Here is a 23,978-nt window from a genome sequence, read left to right as displayed (position 1 = left end):
AATGACAAGACTCAGCCGTTATCAATCAACTCTCAAAAAATGGGGACTTATAGAAAATCCTTTTCGACCAACTCCCCCCGATGATCCCGAAAAATTAGCAAAGATTTTTTATGGACGCGATCAAGTTTTAGATGTCGTTATTCCGACCCTCTATGAAGGACGTAATATCCTAGTTAGGGGAGCTTGGGGTATTGGTAAAACTGCTTTGATTTTTAATTTAATTCATCAGTTACAACAGGAAGTAGCGGAACTAAATGAAAAAATGTTAGTGCTTTATTTGAGTAGCATTCCTGGGGAAAGTTCCACGGAATTTTATCGTGCTTTATTATTAGCTGTAGCCGATAGTTTAGCGGATAGTGATCAAGAATCAAGAGACATTGCTAATACGCTTTTAGGTTATTCTATCCAACGCAATAAAACCACTACTGAAGGACAAGTTAAATTAGGCTTTTTATCCTTTGGCAAAAAGGAAGAATCCCCTGCTAATCAACTGACTCCCACTGCCAATGCTGATCCCTATCCTTTACTCATTCGTTTATTAAATAAAGCCGAAGAAATTTATTCTCGTATTGTTATTGCTATTGATGATTTTGACAAAAAAGACCCCATTGTTGTCCAGACAATTTTAGAAAGTAGTTTAGATTTATTTCGGATGGGAAAACATCGGGGATTTATCATGACAGGAAGAGGCTTTACCGAGTTTCAAGAAGCAACCTTAAAAGCCCTTGGTATCTTTTCTGAAGATATTCCCCTCGAACCCATGAGTCAAGATGATTTACGTCACATTGCTATTAATTATCTTAATAGTGCCAGAAACGAACAGCGAAATGATCCCTATCCTTTCACAGAGGAAGTCATCAATTTAATTACGGGTTACGCTCAAGGAATTCCTCGAGAACTGAATACTATCTGTGAAAAAGTATTACGGCAAGCTGCTTCAGAAGGATATGAAATTATTGATGAAACTGCTTTTTATTCAATTTGGCAAATCCTTCAAGAAAAATTTACTTATCCCTTAAGTCCTCAGTTTCGTCATTTATTATACGTTGCTCATCAAGCCGGTGGCATTAGTGAGAATATTTCTGATCAAACTTTGGCTAAACTTGATGCTATAACCTTTGTTGCTCTCTTGCCCCAACTTAAATCGATGGAAGAACAAGGATTATTAATTCGTCAAGAAGATCAAAGCGGTTTTCGTTTTGTTCCTTCCCAATTATTTCAACCTAAGTTACTCCCTGAGTCTCAGTCTGAGTAAATAATAATTGAAGCCATTAGGGGAGTTATAAAAATCGATCAAGCAAAAAAGCAACTAGGTAATGATTGGGTAGTGGTGGTGAGCCATGGTGCTTATCTTGTATGAAGTGTGTAAAATATTTGTTAATAAGTATCTAAGCACAATTAATTACACATCTAAGCCACTACTCCGTCAGACTTCTGCGGTGGTGAGCAAACAGAGAACTGAAAACGCAAATCCGATCCCTAATAAGTAGTCATGCAAAATTAATTACCTGCCCGATCGAGCTAAAACCCTTACGGGGCAATGATCGTCATGTGTAAATAATTTTGCCTAGGTACTTAGCTTTATCCCGTCTCCCGTCTCCCGTCTCCCGTCTCCTGTCTCCTGTCTCCTGTCTCCTGTCTCGACTAGGAAATTAATTTTGCACGACTACTTAACAATAATTTGCTCAACTCACTATCTTTATCTAAAAAAATGGAGAATCCCGTTGGGGCTATTTGATACTTTATTTATGACTAAGATAACCAACAAAGCAAAGCGTTAAACCTTCGTCCCCACTCCCCAACCACTCACGGATTAATTTGGCTCTTCGTTACCCTTTATGCTAAATCAACAGACAAGATGCCAAGACAACATACTTCTAACCCAAAAATTACGAAAGTTTCTCAAGCCATAGGCTCTCCGTTTTATTAGTTTAAGTTTATTGTTGATTCCCTCGACCACCCCATTCGTTGTCCTTCGCTCGAAATAACTAATGATTTCTCCAAACCAGTTTCGGATTGTTTGACAACTCTTGGTAAAAACACTGGAGGATTTTGCCAACCATTCTGAGATAGATAGCAGTCCTTCTGTCGGATTCTCTGAGGTTTCATAAATCTTTCTAAATTCTTCCTTTAATTCCTGCATCTTTTTCAAATTTTGGAATTTTTCTTTGATAGCTTCTAGTTTGATTTTTTGAGTTTCCGTTAAATCTTCTTCATTTTTTAACAGACTATATTTACTTCGCTTTAAAACTTCTAGCTTCGCTTCTTTTTCCGCTTTCTGTTTTTTATTTTTCTGCGCTTCTACCGCTCTTTTTTCTGCTTTTCTCTGTTCGTCTAACTCTTGATTAATTTGTTCATTACATGGAATCTATCGGCGACTACCTCGGCCGATGGCATCAATTCTTTCACTAAATTTTTATAGGGCAACCAAAGGTCTATGCTGACTTCTTCAATTTGCTCTAACACCTCTTTTCCCCACCCTGTAAGCGTTTCCCTCAATTCTTCTTGTGTTCGCTTCTCTAGAATAGCTATTAGTTTTCCCGTATCTAAATTTACTAAAACCGCACAGTAATTTTTTTGTCCTTTGACTAGAGCGATTTCGTCAATTCCTAGTCTTTTTAATTTCGATAGGTCTGTCTCTGTAATTTCTTCAGCTATGTCCTCTATCATTCTTTGAATCTCTTCTTCCGTTACGTCATTTCTTCGACTAACATTTAAAATATCTCCTGATTTTAATTGTTCGAGTATATTCTCGGCTAGTCTTTTCGTATAGGTTCGTTTCTTGGCGACAAAATCTAACTCTTCGCTAAAGGGTTTTCGACAATTATCGCACTTAAATTGACGACGATTAACTTGTAGGTACACTGGTTGTCCTGAAATTGGTAAATCTTTGACTAAATGTCGATGATTTTGGTGTAGTTTATCGCTCTCTAACCCACAACGAGGACAGACTGCTTTTTGATTTTTCGATTCGATTCGTCAAACTATCCCGATATTTTCTAGGTGTCGATAGCCTTGAATAGAGGTTCCTTGTAGGTTCAAAAATTTGTCAAGTAAGTACCTAGGCAAAATTATTTACACATGACGATCATTGCCCCGTAAGGGTTTTAGCTCGATCGGGCAGGTAATTAATTTTGCATGACTACTTATCATAAGTAAAATAATCTCGTTTTTGGCTATTATATCAAATCTTAACTCAATTGTCTATCTTTTTGTATTAACCTATTTGTGCCTTAAGTCTTTTCCTGTATGGGTTTCAGCTATTTTTGAGCGTAGTCGCTCTCATCGAATTTTATTTTAAGTTAATTATTTGCATAACAATTCCCGAAGAACCCCTTTAATGAAGATGCCAGTCGGATTCGTCTGGGCTATGGAGCGGAAAACCTAGGGCTATTGCGCCGTTTAAGTGTGAATTTATTGAAGCGAGAAACCTCAAAAATGAGCCTGAGGATGAAACGCTACAGGGCCAGTATGAATGATAATTTCATGGTAAAAATCTTGACAGAATCGTGCAGTTGACTGAGAGAGGAGGTAGATGTTAATCTTATAATTGGCTAGGACTTTTAGGAATTTAAGGAACTGAGTAGATGAGGTAGCCAGAATAACTGGCAAAACCAGAAATTCTCTAGCCTTGTGCAGGTCAAAGCCTGATTTAGTCATCAAATTTTAGACCCAACCCCTCAGAATTTGAAAACTCCATCAACATGCGATTACCCTGACAATAGCATCAATCTTAAAATGATGTTGTCGCATAACATATTTAAAAGCATTTCGTAGTCAATCCACATTTTCAGGTTCACACAAAATTCTGTGACGATTGTATGTCACAACTGTAAAAAAATAAGTGGCTTTAGGTGTTTTTGCTCTACGGTATTGCATCAAGTTAGAATAACATTTATTGGATTGGTGTTTACGCAACTGGCGTTGGGTTTCGTGCCTCAACCCAACCTACCAAACTGTTTATTCTCTCCTTAAAAAAGTGATTTCTGCGTCATTATTCAGTAATAGATAAATGCTTTAAAATTTTAACAATTTGTTCTTCTGTGCGAGTTTTACGCTCAGATAATACTGCTAATTGATGATAATAATCTGCCTGAACTTCGTAAAAATTGGATTGGGCTGCCGCAATTCTGCCCAAGTATTGATATAGCTGGCCACGTTCTGCTCGTCGTTCTTCTCTATCTGCTGCGATCGCCTCTCGCTCAGTTGCCATTGCATCGGATAAAACCGCAATAGATTTGGCATTAGACTCAATTAGTTGTTTCAATTGATCATCAGTCATAAGCTAGTGTAGAACGTAGGTCGGGTTGAAGCATGAAACCCAACGCCCGCTCATGTTACGCTACCGCTAACCCATCCTACAAATAATTCTGCCTCCCTACTTACTAAATCTGTTGAGTATAGGTTACATATCAGGAGAGACAAAAGGCAATTTAAATGCGCGGGCAGCTTAGAACTTACCCGAACAAAAGCCCCCAGAAAACATCACTTTCTAGGGGTTTAATTACAATTGACGGAAAACAAACTTATAGGGAGGTTAACCTCCAGCCACAGCCGGAACGATACTGACTTCATCGCCATCTTTTAAGGGGGTTTGTGTCCCATCGAGGAAGCGAATATCTTCACTGTTGACGTAGAAATTTAAAAAGCGTCGGGGTGCGCCCTCTTCATCGCATAAGCGGGCCTTAATACCAGGGAAACTTGCTTCTAAGGATTCGATTAAACCACCGACACTACTAGCACTACACTCGATGGTAGCCTTATTTTCTGTAAATTTTTGCAGGGGAGTAGGAATGAGAACTTTTACAGCCATAGATATCAAGGAAAAAGTGGAAAGGACGGTAAGCTGCGCGCGAATTTAAATTGCTTGTGGAGATGAGGCAAGGGAATAATTGCCCCATCATCCCTGAGCATCAATTCTAGACGAGAACCTGTTGCCATTCGAGGCGTTCGAGGGTGCGGGAACGTTCTAGGGCCCGTTCAAAACTTTCTAATTTCGGTTCGATTAACAGGGGTTCACCGATATAACCCTGTACCGCTTCTTGGGTTTTTAGACCATTACCGGTGATATAAACGACCGTGGTTTCTTCGGGGTCGATTTTACCCGCTTCTACTAATTTTTTCAAGACAGCGATAGTCGTACCGCCCGCAGTTTCTGTGAAAATGCCTTCCGTTTCTGCCAAAAGTTTAATACCTTCGATAATTTCGGCATCGGTGACGGATTCAATATTACCGCCAGTTTTACGCGCAATATCAAGGGCATAAACACCATCGGCGGGATTACCAATAGCGATCGATTTGGCGATAGTATTAGGTTTAACTGGGGCGACAAAATCCCGTCCTTCCTTGAAAGCTTGGGCGATGGGGGAACAACCCTCCGCTTGAGCGCCACTAAAACGCACTGCTTTATCTGCCACCAAACCGACTTTGACGAATTCTTGGAAGCCTTTATAAATCTTGGTAAAGAGGGAACCACTGGCTAAAGGTGCGACAATATGGTCGGGGAGTTTCCAGCCTAATTGTTCAGCCACTTCAAAGCCTAAAGTTTTGGAACCTTCGGAATAGTAGGGACGCAGATTGATGTTGACAAAACCCCAACCGTAGGTATTGCCCACTTCTGAACAGAGACGGTTGACCTGATCGTAGTTGCCTTTGACTGCCATTACCGTGGGATTATAGATTAGGGTGCCAAGAATTTTACCCGCTTCTAAGTCGGAGGGAATGAAAACACAACAGTCTAAACCGGCGTGAGCGGCAATAGCGGCGGTGGAATTGGCCAGATTTCCCGTACTAGCACAGGAAACGGTGGTAAAACCTAATTCTTTGGCCCGGGTAAGGGCGACGGATACCACTCTATCTTTGAAGCTGAGAGTGGGCATATTGACGGCATCATTTTTAATGTAGAGATTTTTTAGACCCAAGCGCCGGGCTAAACGGTGGGATTTAACTAGGGGAGTCATACCCGTACCCACATCGATGGGATTTTCACTTTCCACCGGCAAAAAGGAACGATAGCGCCAGATGGAATTGGGACCTGCTTGAATGCTTTCTCTGGTAACGGTGCGACGGATGAGGTCGTAATCGTAGTCCACTTCTAGGGGGGCAAAGGTTTCTTCGCAGATATTCAGCGCTTTCAGAGGGTAAGAAGTCCCTCCTTCCTTAGAAACCAAGCGGGTAAAGGTGGGGATGAATTTTGAGGTTTTGATGTTTGTCGCTAGGGTCATGATTTTCCTGTCTTGCCGTCAACTGAATCTATAAGCATCCTATCACCGGCAAAATCTTGGTGTCAAATATACCCGACAAAAATAGTCGGGTATAAATTTATACAAAAAATAGGTGATATTCTGGGGAGCAGCAAGGGTTAAGGGGAGAGAGTTCGGCTGCCGTGTCAGGAAACTTCGGGGTAGTTTTAGGTCAAAAAAAGGACTAGGAGAAGGGATTTAAGTTTTTTAGGAGTATATAGGCTATTTACTGCCAATTTTATCGAAATAAGCTCTTATTTTTGTTTAAATAGCTTGAAAATGGCGTGATTAACTGCGTTTGCCAGAAAGTTTCTCGCTTTACTCAGGATGATTGTCAAGAAAAGTGACAAATTATGTGATTTTGTTGAGAAATAATAATTTTTTCTGGACTGCCCAATAAAATTGACCATTTCTGATTGAGAGAACGTAGGTTGGGTTGAAGCATGAAACCCAACGCCCTCGTCTCACACTTATCTGAAATGACTATAATTCATAATTCATAATTCCCAGTCTCCTTTTTAAGCTTGTTGTCATCATTCTCCTGAATCCTGACTACTGGCTCCTTACTCCTCACCTAACGGAAGATTTTTGATTTTTGCAAGAGATCTATTAGACATCTGCTTTTTGATAAAAAGTTAAGGTAGTATTGCCGTAGCGTTTTTGACGACAAATGGTTAAACCTTCTAGATTAATTGCTGGCCAAGATTTGGGATTATGTTCCACGGCAATTTCCCCCAGAGAATCTAATAAATTAGATTGAGAGATGGCAGTTAATACCGGTAAATATAACCCGCTTTCGTAGGGAGGATCAAAATAAATTAAATCAAAACTTTTCCCCGCTAAAGTGGCTAACTTTGTCAGTACATCCCCCCGAATTACTTGAAATTGCTGGTGAGAAGTTGCTAAATTGCGCCAATTTTCCTTAATAATTTCGCCAGCGCGTCCTGATTGTTCAATTCCAATTACTAGACTCGCACCTCGACATAAAGCTTCCGCACCCATCGAACCATTACCCGCACAAAGATCCAACCAACGACAGCCAGATAATTTCTGTTGCCAGATATTAAATAAAGCTTCTCGCACCCTTGCTGTAGTCGGACGGGTTAATTGTCCTGCTAGGGTTTTTATGGGACGATTGCCGTAAATTCTCATCGGTTAAAAGGCAAATTCAGTTAATCTTTTTTGTAATAAATCAGGAAAAAGGGCATAGTATCTTTGATTGAGAGGAGAAGGATGGGGGAGAGGCAATAAAGTCACTTTTTTTTGCTGTTTTAATCCCTGTTCATCGGTAGCGGTGAGGGTAACTAGCAGTTTTTTGGTAAAGCGTTCTTTATCAAGATAGAATTTATCTACTTCTTTGGGTTTACCGTAGGGTTCAAACCATTTAAAAGCTTCCGTGCCAAGGGTGATGATATGATCACCTTGCCAATAAAAAACGAGCAGTTTTTCTATAAATGGACGAAAACGATCTTTCACTTCCCCAGAATAAGCTTTATTACCAGGGGGTTTGTAGGGAACTGTATTAGTTAAGAAAATTCGATCGCACACCGATAATAGCTCTTGACGATCATGGGATTTTCTCCCCTGCCAAGCTTGAAAAAATCCCTCTCTTACCATTCTACCAGCAGCCCCGATCAAAGGTTGTCCTGCATACACTTCATCTCGTCCTAAATCCCGGCCAAAAAAGCATAACTGACTAGCAAGATTACCAGCATACAAAACTGGTTCAAAGGGGTCTTTTTTGCCTCTTGGTAAATTAGGGTATCGATGGGAAAATCCTCTTTTTTTGCCTCTTGGTGTACCTGTTTAATTAGGGTTTTAATATCGGTCATTTCAGTTATCAGTTATCAGTTATCAGTTATCAGTTATCAGTTATCAGTTATCAGTTTTCAGTTTTCAGTTCACTGAAAAAAGCTTCTCCCCACACCCCACACCCCAATTCACTCCTCGGTGCGATAGCCAAATTCTGCTAAAAGTGAGCGAGATTGTCGCCATTTCGGTTCTACCTTCACAAATAACTTTAAATATACCTCCCCAGCGATTAACTTTTGAATAGCCGATCGAGCGGAAGAGCCGATCGCTTTTAACATACTGCCATTTTTACCGATGACGATCCCTTTTTGGGAAGCTCGTTCCACGTTAATGGCGGCAAAAACCTTGGTTAAAGCGGGAGTTTCCTCGACGCGTTCAATCACCACCGCCACAGAATGGGGAATTTCCTGACGGGTTTGCAGTAAAATCTGTTCGCGGATTAATTCGCCCATAATAAACCTTTCCGGCTGATCGGTGACTAAATCGGGGGATAGTAATAGGGACCGACTTCGAGGGAATCAGTTAACAGATTTTGCAGTTCTGCGATTCCCGTCCCCTCCAGTGCCGAAAATTTCAGCAGAGACCAGTTATTTTCCGCCGCTAAGGTGCGATAACTATCGTCGATAGGCTCCGGGTCTTCCGGTTGCTGATCGGCTTTATTTAGCCCTAAAATCGTGGGAGTTTGGTTTTTAGTCAGTAAATCGGCGATATAGCGATCGCCACCGCCCAAAAAATTACTACTATCGACAACAAATAAAACTAAATCTACAGAATTTATGGCGTTTTCGGCATTTTTAACTAAAACTTTGCCTAATTCGTGATGGGGTTTGTGAATGCCGGGGGTATCGACAAAAATCATCTGGGAGCGCTCGTCGGTGACAATGCCGCGCAAACGGTTGCGGGTAGTTTGAGCGATGGGGGAAGTAATGGCGATTTTTTGTCCCACTAATTGATTCATCAGGGTGGATTTGCCCACATTAGGACGACCAATAATGCCAATAAAACCCGATTTAAAACCAGTGGGTGCGATGGGAATTACTGCCGAATCGAGATTAAAGGCTTGGGAGTTGATCAAATCGTTCATAATTAAAGAATATTACTTAAAAAATATTTTTACCCATGCAAAGGATAATTTTGTTCTTGTTAGTATTGATTCTAGGCTGTAGTAACCATTTAGAATTATCTATAGCAGGAAATTTAAGCGATCGCTTAACTAATTATCCTCGCTGGATGACTAAACCAGTGGTTAGTTTTGCCAGTGGAGATTTAGTTTATCCCGATTGGATGGTAGGCAGTTGGACTGTCACCAGTACCCTAATCGATTTAACCGCTCCTCTTGCTCCCCAGATTATCACACCTGGTTTTGAAAGTAATCGTCGTTACCTAGAAAAATCGATCGAGTTTCCGGTGAGATTCATCGAGAAAGCTATTTCCAGACCGATAAATGCTGCCTTTTTATCCACTATTATCAGTAAACCATCAATTGTGGCCGATCGATCCTTTAATGGTTTAGCAATTAGTCGCGCCTATTTGGGTAGTCAATCGGTATTATCGGTAAAAACTGACCCTAATAATCCCAATCGTCAGATTACCTTTTTACGGGGCGCTCATCAACTAATTTCCACGGTAATTGCCAGAAATAGCGAAACTCCTAGCGGCAATCAATTTATTGCCACAGAAATCAGTCAACAAATTTTCCGGGGAGAAACCAATACTTATCTTAATGAGGTGGAAACCACCACCGCTTATGAGTTATTATCTCCTAATAAAATTCTAGGCGATCAGGTGACAGCCATTTATCTTTCCCCCCAATCCCCTGATTATTTCCAAGCGCCGAATCGTCCTGTAGCTTTGTATCGTTATCGCCTAGAATTGCTGAAAGATTAATAGAACTCCTGTAAAAATCAACAATCTTCCCTTAGATGAGGAGACAGGAGGAGAAAAAAGACAAGAGACAATCCTAGCCATAAAACCTAAGATTATGTCCAAAAGGAATTAAGAGAACTTTCCCGGGCCTAGTTTTCGGACTTTATTGAAGGACTTGGGGACGATTTGCTTGAATACTCTTAATCCCTCCTACAGCAGATGTTATGGCCTTTTGTCAACGGGGAAGTTCATTTATACTGTCTTTTACTCAGCCAAGAAAGCGAGGCTCCCACCGCCATTAACTGCTCAATGTGAGCTAAGTTTCTTTTTCTTGAATTGGTCTTTGATGGGTTTGTAGGTGGGGTTAATCGTCTAGTTGTTCAACCTTTTTTTAACGCATTATTTCTGTGAGGTAAATGTTATGACTAATATCATAGGTATAGGTTCTTATGCAGCAGGATTAAGCACTTATCTTGCGTCTTTAGCTTATCATCAAAAACATCAGGTAAAATCTAAAAAGGTCTTATCTTGTCAAGTAACACCGAGTGATCCGTTTGCAAAACAATTGAGTGATGAGGCAGAAAACATTTTAAAAAAGCAATTGATGTTAAGTAGGGAGGCACAATCATTTGTAGGATGGGTTAGCGGTAGCGTAACCCATCGGGGCGTTGGGTTTCATGCTTCAACCCAACCTACGTTCATCTTATATTTAATTCCACCCACCTACTTAGAACTAACAGGATTTAACGGTATTTTTTGCCAGCATCCTTTCTATAGTTTTACTATTACTCTGGAAATAAAAGGATTATTTTGGGCTAAAAATACAGAAAAAGTTTCATTTGCTATCTACGATATGCCAGATAGTCTCTTGAGAGATATTAGAGAGTTTTCATCATCTCATAGCTTCACAGAATACTATGATGATTTATTTAGTGATATAGGTGGATATTTCTTACCAATAGATGGAACATCTCATCGAGAAGATGAGGTATATGCTAAGTCTTTAGAAAAATTTACTACAGATTTAACACAGCGTAACCCTCAAGGTTGTCGTATCGCTTTTGCTGTCACGAAATGTGATTTATCAGAACTTTGGGTTAATCGAGATGATCCTCGTGGTCTGGTACAAAGACTCTTTCCTAAAATGTATGAAATCCTAGAAAATTGGACTCAGGAGGACAAGGGAAAAGTCGAATATTTCACCACTTCATCCTTCGGAGTATTTGGTAAATATTGCGAACCAAATTCAATTATTCAATCAGAAAGTGGGAGAGCATTTGCCGTGATTAGAAATCCTCAAGAATGGCAACCTTTTGGACTAATTGAACCCTTATATTGGTTATGTACGGGTAAAATGCTATAATTATTGTAGAAAAAATTAATATTGCTTGCCCAAAAAATTATTGAGTGATTCGGGAAAGTCTGAAAATGAAACGCTATCAACTTCTTCAAGAAAAACGAGAGAATATTATAAAAATTGCCCGAAAACATGGAGCATTTAATATTCTAATATTTGGATCAGTTGCCAGAGGAGAAGACAGCAATGACAGTGATATTGACTTTTTAGTAGAAATGGAACAAGGGCGCAACTTATTAGATAGAATTGGTTTAATTCAAGACTTAGAAGATTATTTAGGCTGTAAGGTTGATGTGGCTACTATTAACAGTTTACGAGATTGTTTTCGGGAAAGAATCATGAAAGAGGTGATTCCTTTATGAATGATGACTTAATTTATTTAGGTGATATTTTAGATAGAATTGAACGAATCGAATCTTATACACAGGAGGGAAAAGACAGATTCTATCAATCTTTATTAATTCAATCATCAAATTATTGCCAATGAAAAGAATTACAATTAGTTGACAACATGGAGGTTAAACAAGTGAATCAAATTATTTGTATCGGCGATCGCGTTGCAGGAAAAACACATCTTTGTCTAGAAATTCTTAATCCTGATGGTCATTATATCAAAGTTGTAGAACCCGATTATAAATTCATGAAATCTTTGATACTTGACGATAGAGGAATTACAAGAGCAGGAACAATAAACGGGTGCAGGTTTTCTGAAACATATATGGAGTTTAAGGCTTATTTAACAGCTGGTCTTCAAACAATTGACTTAGATATAATTGATACATTAGGAGAAATTTGGCGAAAATCTTGGCAAGATGTTCATGAGTGGCAAGAAACATTAAATAAAATTCAGACAGCAGATGCGGTTTTAGTTATTTTAGAACCTTATCGAGAGATTATTAATCCTGAAAAAGACAATCTAGATCATTTTATTACTCGTCAACAATGGATCAAAAGATTTGAAAAATGGGTTGACTTTTTGCTCAAAGAATGCTCTCAAGTTTCTCACTTATTAATCTGTTTAAATAAAGTGGATCTCTGTCCGATTAATCTCACGGAAGAAGCTAAAAAACTAGCTTATGATCCTCATTATCAATACCTTAATTGGCAAGAAAAAGACAGTTATGTTTATCATCGTTATTTTACCCCCGTACAGTCTCAAATTCAACGACTAAATCAGCATCGAGAAAAGGCTGCACGTTTCTTTATTACTAGCATTTATCAGCGAGATTTACTAGAACTTCCGTTAATTTATATCAGTAGTTATGTAAATTTCTCTTAATTATTTCAAGACAACTTTATTATACAATGCTATAGGCGATCGCTTTGATTTAATTCCTCAAATATAGCGTTATTGGTTGTGTACGGGTAAAATGCTATGATCAGGAAAGAAAATTTTCATCAATGACAAGTATTATTTATTAGATTGCAGGGTGTAACTATCTAATATTTTTTTTATTTTCTTCAAGATAATTAAACCAGTTAATTAAATCAGATTGAGAGGTAAAATCTAATAAAGCTTCTCCTAAATCTTCTAATTGTTCTAAAGATAATTCTTGAATTTTGTTGACCCAATCAGTTGAAATATTACCAACTCGGCGATTAATTTGTTTAAGAATTAGATTGGCTTCGCCTTTTTTAAAGCCTAAAATCTCACCTTCTGTGATTCCTTTAGCGAGAATTTCTTGATAAATAACCGATTCCTTCATAATTTCCTCCTTGAGTAATCTTTTAATGATAGATTGATTTAAAACTAACCCTGCAATAATACCAGTTGAGGCAGCAATGTTATTTCTCTCTATGTTATCAGAAATTTTTTCAATTTGACGAGCTACTTGTTGTAATACTTTTTCTGGATTATCAGTTTGAGACAACACCGCAAACGGAAGTAAACCTGATACATCTAGAAAAGTTTCACTGGGAACTTCCCAGAGTCTAACTACATTATAACGATGTTGTAGTTCTAATAACTCAAAGGTATTAATTTTGACAGCAGCAGATTGATTTTTTCTCAGATAAATAACCACTTGATAAACTCTTTTTCGAGGAACCCGACGATAAATCCTCAGACGATAATCAGCCATTCTAAAAGGAATATCTTCTTTCGGATCTGTCTGAAATTCGATGTGAAGAATTAAGTCTTCTGATTGTAAAAAAATCAAACTATCTACTCTAATTGGATCTAGCAGTAACTCAGTCGGTTCCAACTCGGTTAATGTAATCGGTTCTCCGATTAACCAAGTGGCTATATCCCTTGAAAAAAGTGACGCTAAGATTCGACAAACATTATCATACATTCTTTCATCATATCATAAATTAGTCTCATTGTAGAATTTGCCATCTCAATTGTTAAGCAACAATCGACCAAAGGGGTAGAGTTCGTAACTATTCTGATTGACTGGTATCACTTGAAATTCTCACAAGGATCACAAAATTGGTCAATTGTCAATAGCATTTGAGATGCGCTCACCCCGGGTGGTGAGGATGTCAAAGAATCATCAAAAATAGCAGCAGTTGCCCCCTAGTTCTATAATCAGATTACGGCTAATTTGATTGGCTATCAACCCTATTTATGTCTATCTCCCCACCCCGTTCGGGTTACACTTTGCCGGTTTTTGCCTGTGCCAGTGCGATCGCATCTCTCCAGCATCTCCACGGCGAAAATGAACTAAATTCCGTTACTTTTAATCTTTTAGAACCGCCAGAAACCGTTACAATTGCCATCGAACAAGTTGCCCGACTGAACCCCGATGCTGCCCTAGCTATCACCCGCAGCGATCCGGGGGACAATTTAGATTTAACTAGAAATACCCCTATATGGGCGTTAGTAGAAAGAAAAACGGGTAATCAAGAGATAGAGATTCAAGGAGGCGAGGGAATCGGCATCCAGGTTGATAATGGCGGAAAATCAGCTATTTATAGTTATGCCCAGCGTCTGCTGCAAGAAAACCTCAGACCCCTGTTACTGCCCCAAGAAAGCATCAAAGTAACGATTATCCTTCCAGAAGGCAAAAAACTGGCCACAAGGACTTCTAACGCCGCTTTTGGGGTGGTAGAGGGATTATCTTTGTTAGGTACTACTGGCATTTCCCAACCCCTGAGCGCTCCCGGACAGTTGGAAATCTTTCGCGAGCAATTAAAAAATTTATCCCGTCGTTTCGATCGCCTGGTGTTTTGTATCGGGGAAAATGGCTTAGATTTAGCCCCTCAAATGGGTATTAATCCTGATATTTTGGTAAAAACAGCCAATTGGATCGGGCCGATGTTATTAGAGGCACAATTACAGGGAATCTCTGAAATTCTTTTGTTTGGTTATCACGGTAAATTAATTAAACTTGCCGGGGGAATCTTTCAGACTCACCATCATCTGGCCGATGGTCGTCGGGAAATTCTCACCGCCTACGCCGCTAAAATGGGTTTAGCTACCCCCATCTCCAGCAAATTTTTGACAGTAGCACCAGCGAAAACGGTCTGGAATATCTGCGTCAATTAGACCGGCAAACGGGAGATAATTGGGTGGAACGCATCTATGGAGAAATGGCTAATACGATTGATCGCCGTTGCCAAGAATACGTTTATAACCACAGTAACGGTCATCTTGGGGTCGGTTGTATTTTATTCGATCGCTCTCGTTCTTTGATCAGCAAAAGCGAAAATGGCCTTAAATTTTTGCAAAATCTACCAGTCACTCCCCAGTGACCGTGCTATGATCGTGGGAATATTTAGTCTTAAAAAATGAAACTAATAAGGCCATACTATTGTAGCTTATTTTCAGAACAATAGCCGATTTAGTTTACAAAACTTTAACCTTTTCCTGCCAGTTTCTTTTTTTGATCGCAGTGACAACTCAAACCCCCCTTCCTACCCCTCAAGAGACTTTGCCCTCAGAGTCCTTCACTAATAGCCTTAATCGTCAAATAATCATCATTCTTGACTTTGGCTCCCAGTATTCTGAATTAATCGCCCGCAGAATCCGGGAAACGAACGTTTACTCCGAAGTTCTCTCCTATCGTACCAGTGCCGAACAATTGGCCCAAATCAACCCGAAAGGAATAATTCTTTCGGGCGGTCCCAATTCCGTCTATGATCCTGGAGCGCCTCACTGTGATGCCGAAATTTGGAATTTAGGTGTACCCATCCTCGGAGTTTGCTATGGGATGCAGTTGATGGTACAGCAGTTAGGAGGTAGGGTGGAACGGGCAAAACGGGCCGAATACGGCAAAGCATCCCTATTTATCAACGATCCTACCGATTTATTAACCAATGTCGAGGACGGTTCCACCGCTTGGATGAGTCACGGGGATTCCTGCGTGGAATTGCCTGCGGGTTTTGAAATTCTCGCTCATACCGATAATACCGATTGTGCGGCCATTGCCGACCACAAGAAAAAACTCTTTGGAGTGCAGTTTCACCCGGAAGTTGTCCATTCTGTGGGAGGAATCGCCTTAATTCGCAATTTCGTCTATCATATCTGCAAATGCGAACCCACTTGGACTACGGAAGCTTTTGTCGAGGAATCGATCCGAGAAATTAGGGCAAAAGTGGGCGATAAGCGAGTTTTATTGGCTTTATCCGGCGGTGTGGACTCCTCTACCTTAGCATTCCTCTTGCATCGAGCGATCGGTGATCAACTAACCTGTATGTTTATCGATCAGGGATTCATGCGTAAGGGTGAACCAGAACGATTAATGCAGATATTTAACGAGCAATTCCATATCGGAGTCCAGTATGTCAACGCTAGAAAGCGATTTTTAGCGCAGGTTGCCGGTGTCACCGATCCCGAGGAAAAGCGCCGTCGTATCGGCCATGAATTTATTCAGGTGTTTGAAGAAGAATCAAATCGTTTGGGACCCTTTGATTATCTGGCCCAAGGAACTTTATATCCCGATGTGATTGAATCGGCCGATAGTAATGTGGATCCCAAAACCGGGGAAAGAGTCGCGGTTAAAATTAAAAGTCATCATAACGTTGGTGGACTGCCGAAAAATCTCCGGTTTAAATTAGTCGAACCCCTGCGAAAATTATTTAAGGATGAGGTGAGAAAATTAGGACGATCGATCGGTCTTCCAGAAGAAATTGTTCGTCGTCAACCTTTCCCCGGCCCTGGTTTAGCGATTCGCATTTTAGGGGAAGTCACCGCAGATAAATTAAATATTTTGCGCGATGCAGATTGGGTAGTGCGCGACGAGATTAATAAGCAGGGAATGTATCACGATTTCTGGCAAGCTTTCGCGGTTTTATTGCCTGTCCGCAGTGTGGGAGTAATGGGAGATCAACGTACCTACGCTTATCCTATTGTCCTACGTTTAGTCAGCAGTGAAGACGGAATGACTGCCGATTGGTCGCGGGTTCCCTATGATTTATTGGAGACAATTTCTAATCGCATTGTCAATGAAGTTAAGGGAGTTAACCGCGTGGTTTATGATATTACTTCTAAGCCCCCCGGAACTATAGAATGGGAGTAGTATTGAATTATTGATTGATTATTAGTCCCGTCCAAATATTGGGGCGGGATTTTTGCAGAATAGACAATTGAGGAGATTAATTACTACCATGGCACAGTTAGAGATGTGGGAAGAAATAGAAGCGGTGGATTTTGCGGAAGAAGAAGAAGATATTGCAGGAGAATCAGCAAACCAAAAAAAGCTACAACTCAAAGAAATCTCCGACACTGTTGTTGCCAGCAGTGATTGGACTACCGCAACGATCCGCGATCAATTAATTCGAGAAAATATTCAACTCAATCCGCGCTTTCAAAGACGAGATGCTTGGAATATTACTCGTAAAAGTCGATTTATTGAATCCCTAATTCTAGGGTTTCCAGTCCCACAGATTGTCTTAGCTACTAATAACAAGGAAAAAGGGAAATTTATCGTTCTTGATGGCAAACAACGCCTACTAACAATTTTACAGTTTTATGGTGACAGTGACACACCTAATAATAGTTTTACTTTAAAAGATTTAGAATTTCTAGATAATCTCAATGGCTGCCAATATCAAGATCTAAAAAATGACTTCAATTTAAATGATTTCTTAGACCAACTGGATAATCAAACTATCCGCACGATTGTTATCCGTAATTGGAAAACGGAGAGTTTCCTCCATAAAATTTTTCTGCGTCTCAATGTGGAAAATACCCCTTTGTCTTCTCAAGAATTAAGACAAGCATTACACCCAGGAGGTTTTATTAATTTTTTAGATGATCGAGCGATCGAAAGTCAAGCATTAAAGAAAATATTTAAATCTTCCTATCCCGATTTCCGGATGCGCGACACTGATATATTATTGCGTTATGTAGCTTTTCATTATTATTTATCCGATTATCGCGGTGATCTTAAAAAATTTCTTGATAATGCTTGTGTTTCGCTTAATGCTCGATGGGATCAAAACTCAGAAGAAATCAAAAATATTATTGATCAATTTGAAAAAGCTGTCCAGACAACGATTAATATTTTTGGAGAGAAAAACTTTTCCCGTCTCTGGCTGCCTGAATCGGCAACTTATCGAAGTCAGTTCAATCGAGCAATTTTAGATGTGATGGTTTTTTACTTTTGCGATGATCTAATGAGAGCAGCTGCCGAGACAAACAAAGAACAGGTAGAAGAAGCATTTAAAAGTTTATGTCGTACTGCCGTTGATCGATTTAAAAATGCTGTATTAATTAGTACAAATACTAAACAATCAACCTATGATCGTTTTCATTTATGGGGTCAAGCTTTATCAGAAGTATTAGATATTAACTTCAATATTCCTCAGATGGAAGACAATCGTATTATTTTTAAGGGGTTAAGATAGTTGTTTTTTTACTATGCCGAAATCTCTAAGATTTAGACAACTAACCAAAGAATTAAATCGACTCAAAAAACAATTCCTACCTCGTAAATTCAGCGAGATAAATGACTATTCTGAAAGACAATTAGCTTTAACTTTTGCCTATCGAGTTTTTGCTCATGCTGAGATTGAATCTTATCTTGAAGATCGAGTTTGGGATACAGTACAGACAGCAAAAAATATCTGGGATAATCAAGGTAAAGCTGGTCGAGTTTTGTTATGTGTAATCGCTTTTTCTGGTCAAGAAATGGAAAATCCTCCCGATACCATTACTCCTCTTAAAGGTAACAAAAATGTCTCCCTAGACAAACTGAAAATAACTAAAAAAATTGACATAGCGATTAGATGTTTTAAATCAGTTATCGATCAAAATCATGGGATTAAAGAAACTAACCTATTAAAATTACTCTTACCAATCGGCATCGATAGTGATGACTTAGATAAAGTTTGGTTAGCCAATATGAATACTTTTGGAGAAGAACGCGGTGAAATCGCTCATTCTTCGGGAATAAAAACGAAAAAAACGCCTAACCCTGCCGACGAATTAGAAAGAGTTAAACAAATTATTCAAGAATTAGAGAAAGTCGATCAATTGATTACTAACTTGCTCAAGTAATTGCCCTCTTAATAAAACTTAAATTGTTAATTATATCAGAAATACAGTATAATAAAAGGCAGACAATAGAGAGCTAATCATCAAAGTGAAACATAGACCAATTGCGATCGATTTATTTGCTGGCTGCGGTGGGATGTCCCTTGGTCTAGAAGCGGCGGGATTTGATATTGCTGTAGCGGTGGAGTTTGATGCAGTCCATTCCTTGGTTCATCATTTTAACTTTCCCTATTGTCAAACTATCTGCCGGGATATAGCCAAAGTAACAAGTAGAGAAATATGGGAATTATTAAAACTAAAAGGCTATGCCACCGATGTTAGTTTAATTGCTGGTGGACCCCCCTGCCAAGGTTTTTCATTGATTGGTAAACGACAAATAGATGATCCTAGAAATTCTCTTGTATTTGAATATCTGCGGATTGTAGCAGAAATTAAACCCAAGTATTTTATCTTTGAAAATGTCCCCGGCATGGCTACGGGTAAACACAAACAATTTTTAGAGGAGTTAATCTCTGAATTTGAAGCTATTGGCTATACAATTAATCAGCCAATTAAAATCCTTGATGCCAGTGAATACGGGGCCCCACAAAAGCGCAGAAGATTAATCTTAATTGGTAGTCGAAAAGACGTGACGATGGCTAAATATCCTTTGACAAAGACCGTCGATTTAAACCCAGCCAAAAAATCAGCTTTTACCAGCGTCTATGATGCGATTTCAGATTTAGAATTAATACCAGCCTTTATCGATACTGATTTAGGCATACCCGCATCAAAATTAGATTATAGTGGTAAGAGGAAAAAATATTCAGTGCAGCCAAGGGATATTTTTAAACTTTGCCATCAAAGAACAGTAGATATAAAAATCTATGGACATATAGGCTCAGTTCATACCCAAAGATCAATTGATAGATTTATCTTAACCGAACCGGGTACAGTGGAACCAAAAAGTCGCTTTTTAAAGCTTTCTCCCACTGGTTTATGTAACACTCTCCGGGCCGGAACTAATAGCGACAAAGGAGCCTATACTGCTCCTAGACCCATTCACTATTCTATTCCTCGTTGTATTACTGTACGAGAAGCCGCCAGATTACATACATTCCCCGATTGGTTTCAGTTTCACCGCACAATATGGCATGGTTTTCGTGAGATTGGTAATGCGGTTATTCCGCTATTATCGAAAGAACTTGGCTCTTCTGTGATGGGAGCAATGAATATTAATACCGCTAATCTCAACCGAGTTATTTTAGAAAAAATGCCCGAAGACTTATTGCTATATAATATGTCTCAGGCATCAAACTATTGGGGAATCCCTGACGATGTTATCCCGAAAAGAAAACGAGGTGTCTCTCAGAGACAGTACGATTAACTGCCTATCGAACTTTAAAAACCTGCTCCCATCTTCTCACTCCCCCTAGACTTTTTCAACAGAATTTACTATCATTTTTATTATTCAGGAACCGTCCACCAAGCGAGAGCAAAAGCTTGTTCTTTCTCATTAACTTGTTGACGATATTGAACCCGAATTTTATAGTTTCCAGAGATGGGGACAGGACAAAAAATATGCTCTAAACTATCACTATCACTCAGGGAAGCACAGGTGTATTTAGCATTATTATCCTCCTGGGCAGGTAAAAGATAAACATCTAAATTATTCAGTCCGAGATCCTGGAAACTTTCATCGATATCATAGAGATTATTGCGATTAGTATCGATTAGTTCTACCAAACGATCCCAAGCTAAAGTTATCGAAACAAAACTATTAGCTTTTAATGGCTTCTCTAGGGCATAATCTTGATAACTATTAGCGGTAACTGTAGCGTAATCCCAACCAATGGCAGGAATAGATTCTGTGGCTGACCATTGACCATTACTAAACTGTTGGTAGGTGCGAAAAGTGTTAAGATGTCCCGTCCCCATCTGCATATCTAAAGGAATTTTCGGGTCTTTATAAGCATCGGAGTCTAACCAAGTTTTTTGATCCTTAGTTAAGACTGTCCGTCTCATACCTAACCGTAAACCATCCCCCGTATCTTTAATTTTATCGGCAGCATTAAGCATGACTGCCTTCATCACTTGATGATGACGAGAATCGACACTCCAATGGGGATTTTTTTGATTAATTTGTTGATCGCCGTATTCTTGTAAAAGTGCCACCGATGCCGTAATATGAGGGGCGGCGAAACTGGTGCCACTAACAGTATTTAATTTACCTTTGAGGTCATAAAGCTCTATTTTATTGCCAGGGGCAACTAAATTAATTGAGCGCCGCGAACCATCATTAATTTCCCGTTTAATTAAACTGCGACCAATACCCACCGGCAAAGCACTAATATTAGCAAAATCAACTTTAGTGAATTTTCCTTCTCTTTTGGCTGTATAAGCGGTAGTAATGCCGTTAAAATGATCGGTGGGAATGGGAATTCCTCCCTTACCTTGATTACCAGCAATTACATAAAGAACATCATCAACTCGCGATGACCAATCAACACATTGAGTTAATAAAGCTTGACCATCTAATTTTGGTTCCTGTCGTTGATCTCTTTGCAAAGATTCCCCAAAACTAAAGTTAATCGCGCGGACATCACCGCTATTTTGTCGGGCAATATTTTGACTAGCAAGACATTCTTCCGGTTGTCCACCGCGTCGCAAAGAACCCACCGCCCCCGAATATAATCTCGCTTTTGGGGCCACTCCGGGGATTTTTTTATCATCACTGACCATCACCGTTGCCACCATAGCGGCGTGATTATCTAGATAGGTGTTGGGTTTGGCAATTTGATTGCGAAAAAAAACACCAGCTAATTTATAGGGAGGCTGCCAAGCTGCCACTTTATCATAACCGAACTGCGCCGGTCGGCCGATTTCCACTTGACCGATGGCAATTTTTCGCCCTAATAAATTATAGGGTTCCGCCCGCAAGCGATCAGCATAAATTCCCTGTTCACCGATGGAATTAGAAAGAACCAGGGAAGGAAGCAGAATTATCGTTACCACTAACCCGACGACAAACCAAAACCCTCTTTTCATCATCAGCAATCCTGCGGTGATAAGGTGATACCAATCCATTCTAAGACAGAAATCTCAGGAGTGAATCTCACATTTGCAGAAATACCGACAATCAGCAATTATTAGTAACTCTTAAATTATTACAGATATATCAGCAGCTGGCTGTAAGCATCCCACCGAAAAGCTAATGCGCTCCGGGGTTTGGGGGCGGCGCCACGCCCCCAACGGGGGGTTTGGGTAGGGTTGATTCATGAATCAACCCTAGGATGAATCAACCCTACGATGAATCAACCCTACGATGAATCAACCCTAGGGGTTTGGGGGGTAGAACCCCCCAAAAGCTTGGATTGAGGGAAAAAATCGAAAGTAATGCCCGACTTTAGCAGAGAGTTTCCCCTTAAAAATCCCAACTTAGTAGATTTACAAAAATGAGATGCACCCAATCTCAGAAAATACCTAAATCTCTTTTTTGGCTAGGCGGGATGGTAATAAAAAGCTACTGCCAAGATTAAATAGGTGGCTAGTAATAGGGTTCCATCTAACCAATTGGAACGACCAGTAAAGCTGATTAAATTAGTAACAATCACCGCTACAATCAAAGCCACCACGTTAAAGGGATTAAAATTTAAATCCATCGGCTGCTGCCAAAATTGACCGATAAAAACTAATAAAGGTGCCACGAATAAAGCCACCAATAAACTATCACCCATAGCCACGGAAACCGTTAAATCCATCTGATTTTTTAGGGCTAATTGAGTGACGGTAACTATTCCAGAAACATCGCTAATTAAAGGAATGAAAATCACCCCGATAAAGAGAGGAGTGAGATTAAATCCTTCCATCACCGATTCCACTACATTAACAAATAAATCTGACTCATAGGCTACAGCTACGGTGGAAGTAAGCAGCACAAGTAACCAAATCCAGACTTGAGCTTTTTCTTCCTCACTAACCTGATTGTCGGGGGTATTTTCGTTACTTAATCCCACTTCGTAGAGATAGCTATGGGTTTTCAGGGAAAATAATAAAGTTAACCCGTAAACTATTAATAAAACCGTGGCGGTGACTAGGGAAAGACTGAGAATATCGGCAACTTCCACCACGTTAGAAGTATATATTACCAAAGTTGGTAAAGCGATCGCTATTACTGCTAAAGTCATGGAAGAACCATTTACCCGCGCTAAAATCGGTTTAAATTCCTGCTCTTTGTAGCGAATACCTCCCGTGAGCATTCCCATGCCCATAAATAATAATAAATCACTGAGAATACTACCGGTAATACTGGCTTGTACGATGTCCACCAAGCCTTTTTTTAGGGCAATTAAGGCAATAACTAAAGTGGTAGTATTGCCGAAGATAGCATTAACTAATCCTCCCAAAGTTGGCCCAGTAACTACGGCAACTCTTTCCACAGACGTACTTAACCAAATTGACAGGGGAATGATCGATAAAGCGGCAGTGATAAAAATAGCTTGATCTCCCCAATTAAGACGACTAGCGACCACCGATAGGGGAATAAATAATAGGAAAGCAAAGGAGACAATTTTTCTTAAATTCATGGGTTATTAATGGCAATTTCTCCCACCATTCCCGCTTCAGCATGACCTGGAATAGTACAGATTAATTTATACTTACCGGTTTTGAGGGGAACTATTACCCATTCTGCCTGTGCATTAGGTTTTAATTCTAGTTCGTGAATCGCCCCTTTAATCTCCACTTTTCCCGCTTCAACTTTCTGCGTCCAACTAGCATCGGCGAAGTCTTTAGCGGTAAAATAATGTTTAGTGGGACTGGGATTATCGAGGATTAATTTGTATTTTTGTCCAGCAATAAAGTCTAATTGACTAGGAAAGAATTTTAATTCTCCTTGCCCGGAGCCTAGACTAATTTTAACTTCTAGAGGGCGGACCCGGCGAAGGCGGGAAAAGTTACTAACCAACAACTAATTAAAACTATTACTAATGCCACAAATTTTTGATAGATATACTGGCCAGCGAAGTAGGGATTAGAATTCATTTTGCTCCTCCAGCTGATAATAGAGAAAATCTGGCGGCTTTGACGATAATTTTACAACAAGTGGTGATTCCTAAGTGAGTGGGTGGAATTAAATATAAAATGAACGTAGGTTGGGTTGGGTTGAAGCATGAAACCCAACGCCCGCTCATGTTACGCTACTGCTAACCCATCCTACAAATAATTGTGCCTCTCTACTTACCGGCTCTTTTCCCTTCTATCCCTTAAAAGTCCCTTGGTC

At 39.7% G+C, this 23,978-nt stretch carries 17 protein-coding genes and 5 pseudogenes; 11 read left to right on the top strand and 11 right to left on the bottom strand.

The window, feature by feature from the left end:
- The first annotated feature begins 1 nt into the window (after position 1).
- Positions 2-1,255, top strand: a complete 1,254-nt coding sequence (locus VL20_RS12595; RefSeq protein ID WP_052276692.1) for an ATP-binding protein — start codon at positions 2-4, stop codon at positions 1,253-1,255.
- A gap of 591 nt (positions 1,256-1,846) precedes the next feature.
- Here VL20_RS12595 and VL20_RS12590 read toward each other — a convergent pair.
- From VL20_RS12590 to VL20_RS12560, 6 genes and pseudogenes are all read right to left on the bottom strand, one after another.
- A pseudogene (locus VL20_RS12590) lies at positions 1,847-3,069 on the bottom strand (ISL3 family transposase).
- Between the two features lie 925 nt (positions 3,070-3,994).
- A complete protein-coding gene (locus VL20_RS12580; RefSeq protein ID WP_002789813.1) occupies positions 3,995-4,282 on the bottom strand; it encodes a hypothetical protein in 288 nt (95 codons plus the stop codon).
- A gap of 255 nt (positions 4,283-4,537) precedes the next feature.
- Positions 4,538-4,813, bottom strand: coding sequence for a MoaD/ThiS family protein (locus tag VL20_RS12575; RefSeq protein ID WP_052276690.1), 276 nt, complete (start codon positions 4,811-4,813; stop codon positions 4,538-4,540).
- 106 nt (positions 4,814-4,919) lie between these two features.
- The gene (gene thrC / locus VL20_RS12570; protein ID WP_002750866.1) at positions 4,920-6,224 is read right to left on the bottom strand and encodes a threonine synthase; all 1,305 of its coding nucleotides are present in this window, start codon (positions 6,222-6,224) and stop codon (positions 4,920-4,922) included.
- A gap of 627 nt (positions 6,225-6,851) precedes the next feature.
- Positions 6,852-7,394: a 16S rRNA (guanine(966)-N(2))-methyltransferase RsmD gene (gene rsmD, locus VL20_RS12565; protein ID WP_052276689.1), complete on the bottom strand. Its 543-nt coding sequence runs from the start codon at positions 7,392-7,394 to the stop codon at positions 6,852-6,854.
- Between the two features lie 3 nt (positions 7,395-7,397).
- Positions 7,398-8,074, bottom strand: a pseudogene (locus VL20_RS12560) (uracil-DNA glycosylase family protein).
- Here VL20_RS12560 and VL20_RS31470 point away from each other — a divergent pair.
- Entirely contained in the window at positions 8,010-8,150 is a 141-nt protein-coding gene (locus tag VL20_RS31470; protein WP_162490489.1) for a hypothetical protein, read from the top strand. The pseudogene VL20_RS12560 and the gene VL20_RS31470 sit on opposite strands and share 65 nt — an antisense overlap.
- Before the next feature lie 32 nt (positions 8,151-8,182).
- Here VL20_RS31470 and era read toward each other — a convergent pair.
- Positions 8,183-9,138 (bottom strand): annotated as a pseudogene (gene era, locus VL20_RS12555) (GTPase Era).
- 35 nt (positions 9,139-9,173) lie between these two features.
- Between era and VL20_RS12550 the strand changes: the two are divergent.
- From VL20_RS12550 to VL20_RS12535, 4 genes are all read left to right on the top strand, one after another.
- Positions 9,174-9,941, top strand: coding sequence for a DUF6816 family protein (locus tag VL20_RS12550; RefSeq protein ID WP_002789806.1), 768 nt, complete (start codon positions 9,174-9,176; stop codon positions 9,939-9,941).
- 400 nt (positions 9,942-10,341) lie between these two features.
- Entirely contained in the window at positions 10,342-11,283 is a 942-nt protein-coding gene (locus tag VL20_RS12545; protein WP_052276688.1) for a hypothetical protein, read from the top strand.
- 65 nt (positions 11,284-11,348) lie between these two features.
- Positions 11,349-11,639, top strand: a complete 291-nt coding sequence (locus VL20_RS12540; RefSeq protein WP_052276687.1) for a nucleotidyltransferase family protein — start codon at positions 11,349-11,351, stop codon at positions 11,637-11,639.
- A 164-nt stretch (positions 11,640-11,803) separates the two neighbouring features.
- Positions 11,804-12,556 carry a hypothetical protein gene (locus VL20_RS12535; RefSeq protein ID WP_128575205.1) on the top strand — a complete coding sequence of 251 codons (753 nt, stop codon included), beginning with the start codon at positions 11,804-11,806 and terminating at the stop codon, positions 12,554-12,556.
- A 157-nt stretch (positions 12,557-12,713) separates the two neighbouring features.
- Here the strand turns inward: VL20_RS12535 and VL20_RS12530 are convergent, their stop codons facing one another.
- Positions 12,714-13,571, bottom strand: coding sequence for an Rpn family recombination-promoting nuclease/putative transposase (locus VL20_RS12530; RefSeq protein WP_052276685.1), 858 nt, complete (start codon positions 13,569-13,571; stop codon positions 12,714-12,716).
- Between the two features lie 275 nt (positions 13,572-13,846).
- Here VL20_RS12530 and cbiD point away from each other — a divergent pair.
- The 5 genes and pseudogenes from cbiD to VL20_RS12505 all read left to right on the top strand — a co-directional run bounded on the left by cbiD (position 13,847) and on the right by VL20_RS12505 (position 20,084).
- A pseudogene (gene cbiD / locus VL20_RS12525) lies at positions 13,847-14,973 on the top strand (cobalt-precorrin-5B (C(1))-methyltransferase CbiD).
- Between the two features lie 140 nt (positions 14,974-15,113).
- Positions 15,114-16,739, top strand: a complete 1,626-nt coding sequence (gene guaA / locus VL20_RS12520) for a glutamine-hydrolyzing GMP synthase (RefSeq protein ID WP_052276684.1) — start codon at positions 15,114-15,116, stop codon at positions 16,737-16,739.
- Between the two features lie 88 nt (positions 16,740-16,827).
- The gene (locus VL20_RS12515) at positions 16,828-18,069 is read left to right on the top strand and encodes a DUF262 domain-containing protein (RefSeq protein ID WP_052276683.1); all 1,242 of its coding nucleotides are present in this window, start codon (positions 16,828-16,830) and stop codon (positions 18,067-18,069) included.
- 13 nt (positions 18,070-18,082) lie between these two features.
- A complete protein-coding gene (locus tag VL20_RS12510) occupies positions 18,083-18,721 on the top strand; it encodes a HEPN domain-containing protein (protein ID WP_002741907.1) in 639 nt (212 codons plus the stop codon).
- A gap of 85 nt (positions 18,722-18,806) precedes the next feature.
- Positions 18,807-20,084 (top strand): DNA cytosine methyltransferase, encoded by a 1,278-nt coding sequence (locus tag VL20_RS12505; RefSeq protein ID WP_052276682.1) that lies wholly within the window; start codon positions 18,807-18,809, stop codon positions 20,082-20,084.
- An 80-nt stretch (positions 20,085-20,164) separates the two neighbouring features.
- Here the strand turns inward: VL20_RS12505 and VL20_RS12500 are convergent, their stop codons facing one another.
- The 3 genes and pseudogenes from VL20_RS12500 to VL20_RS12490 all read right to left on the bottom strand — a co-directional run bounded on the left by VL20_RS12500 (position 20,165) and on the right by VL20_RS12490 (position 23,740).
- On the bottom strand, positions 20,165-21,784 hold the full coding sequence (locus VL20_RS12500; RefSeq protein WP_052276681.1) for a S8 family serine peptidase: 1,620 nt from the start codon (positions 21,782-21,784) through the stop codon (positions 20,165-20,167).
- A gap of 413 nt (positions 21,785-22,197) precedes the next feature.
- On the bottom strand, positions 22,198-23,283 hold the full coding sequence (gene cax, locus VL20_RS12495) for a calcium/proton exchanger (RefSeq protein WP_052276680.1): 1,086 nt from the start codon (positions 23,281-23,283) through the stop codon (positions 22,198-22,200).
- A pseudogene (locus VL20_RS12490) lies at positions 23,280-23,740 on the bottom strand (cupredoxin domain-containing protein). Before VL20_RS12490 ends, cax begins: the two are co-directional and overlap by 4 nt.
- Positions 23,741-23,978 lie beyond the last annotated feature (238 nt).

The sequence above is a fragment of the Microcystis panniformis FACHB-1757 genome (assembly GCF_001264245.1).
GTDB lineage: Bacteria > Cyanobacteriota > Cyanobacteriia > Cyanobacteriales > Microcystaceae > Microcystis > Microcystis panniformis.
The sequence above is the reverse complement of the archived record's forward strand: the minus strand, read 5'-3'. Positions and strand labels throughout refer to the sequence as shown.

Bases quoted from the DNA above. Each gene is read 5' to 3' on its own strand.
- VL20_RS12595 (WP_052276692.1), top strand. From the start codon at position 2: ATGACAAGACTCAGCCGTTATCAATCAACTCTCAAAAAATGGGGACTT.
- VL20_RS12580 (WP_002789813.1), bottom strand. From the start codon at position 4,282: ATGACTGATGATCAATTGAAACAACTAATTGAGTCTAATGCCAAATCT.
- VL20_RS12575 (WP_052276690.1), bottom strand. From the start codon at position 4,813: ATGGCTGTAAAAGTTCTCATTCCTACTCCCCTGCAAAAATTTACAGAA.
- thrC (WP_002750866.1), bottom strand. From the start codon at position 6,224: ATGACCCTAGCGACAAACATCAAAACCTCAAAATTCATCCCCACCTTT.
- rsmD (WP_052276689.1), bottom strand. From the start codon at position 7,394: ATGAGAATTTACGGCAATCGTCCCATAAAAACCCTAGCAGGACAATTA.
- VL20_RS31470 (WP_162490489.1), top strand. From the start codon at position 8,010: ATGGGAAAATCCTCTTTTTTTGCCTCTTGGTGTACCTGTTTAATTAGG.
- VL20_RS12550 (WP_002789806.1), top strand. From the start codon at position 9,174: ATGCAAAGGATAATTTTGTTCTTGTTAGTATTGATTCTAGGCTGTAGT.
- VL20_RS12545 (WP_052276688.1), top strand. From the start codon at position 10,342: ATGACTAATATCATAGGTATAGGTTCTTATGCAGCAGGATTAAGCACT.
- VL20_RS12540 (WP_052276687.1), top strand. From the start codon at position 11,349: ATGAAACGCTATCAACTTCTTCAAGAAAAACGAGAGAATATTATAAAA.
- VL20_RS12530 (WP_052276685.1), bottom strand. From the start codon at position 13,571: ATGTATGATAATGTTTGTCGAATCTTAGCGTCACTTTTTTCAAGGGAT.
- VL20_RS12515 (WP_052276683.1), top strand. From the start codon at position 16,828: ATGGCACAGTTAGAGATGTGGGAAGAAATAGAAGCGGTGGATTTTGCG.
- VL20_RS12510 (WP_002741907.1), top strand. From the start codon at position 18,083: ATGCCGAAATCTCTAAGATTTAGACAACTAACCAAAGAATTAAATCGA.
- VL20_RS12500 (WP_052276681.1), bottom strand. From the start codon at position 21,784: ATGGATTGGTATCACCTTATCACCGCAGGATTGCTGATGATGAAAAGA.
- cax (WP_052276680.1), bottom strand. From the start codon at position 23,283: ATGAATTTAAGAAAAATTGTCTCCTTTGCTTTCCTATTATTTATTCCC.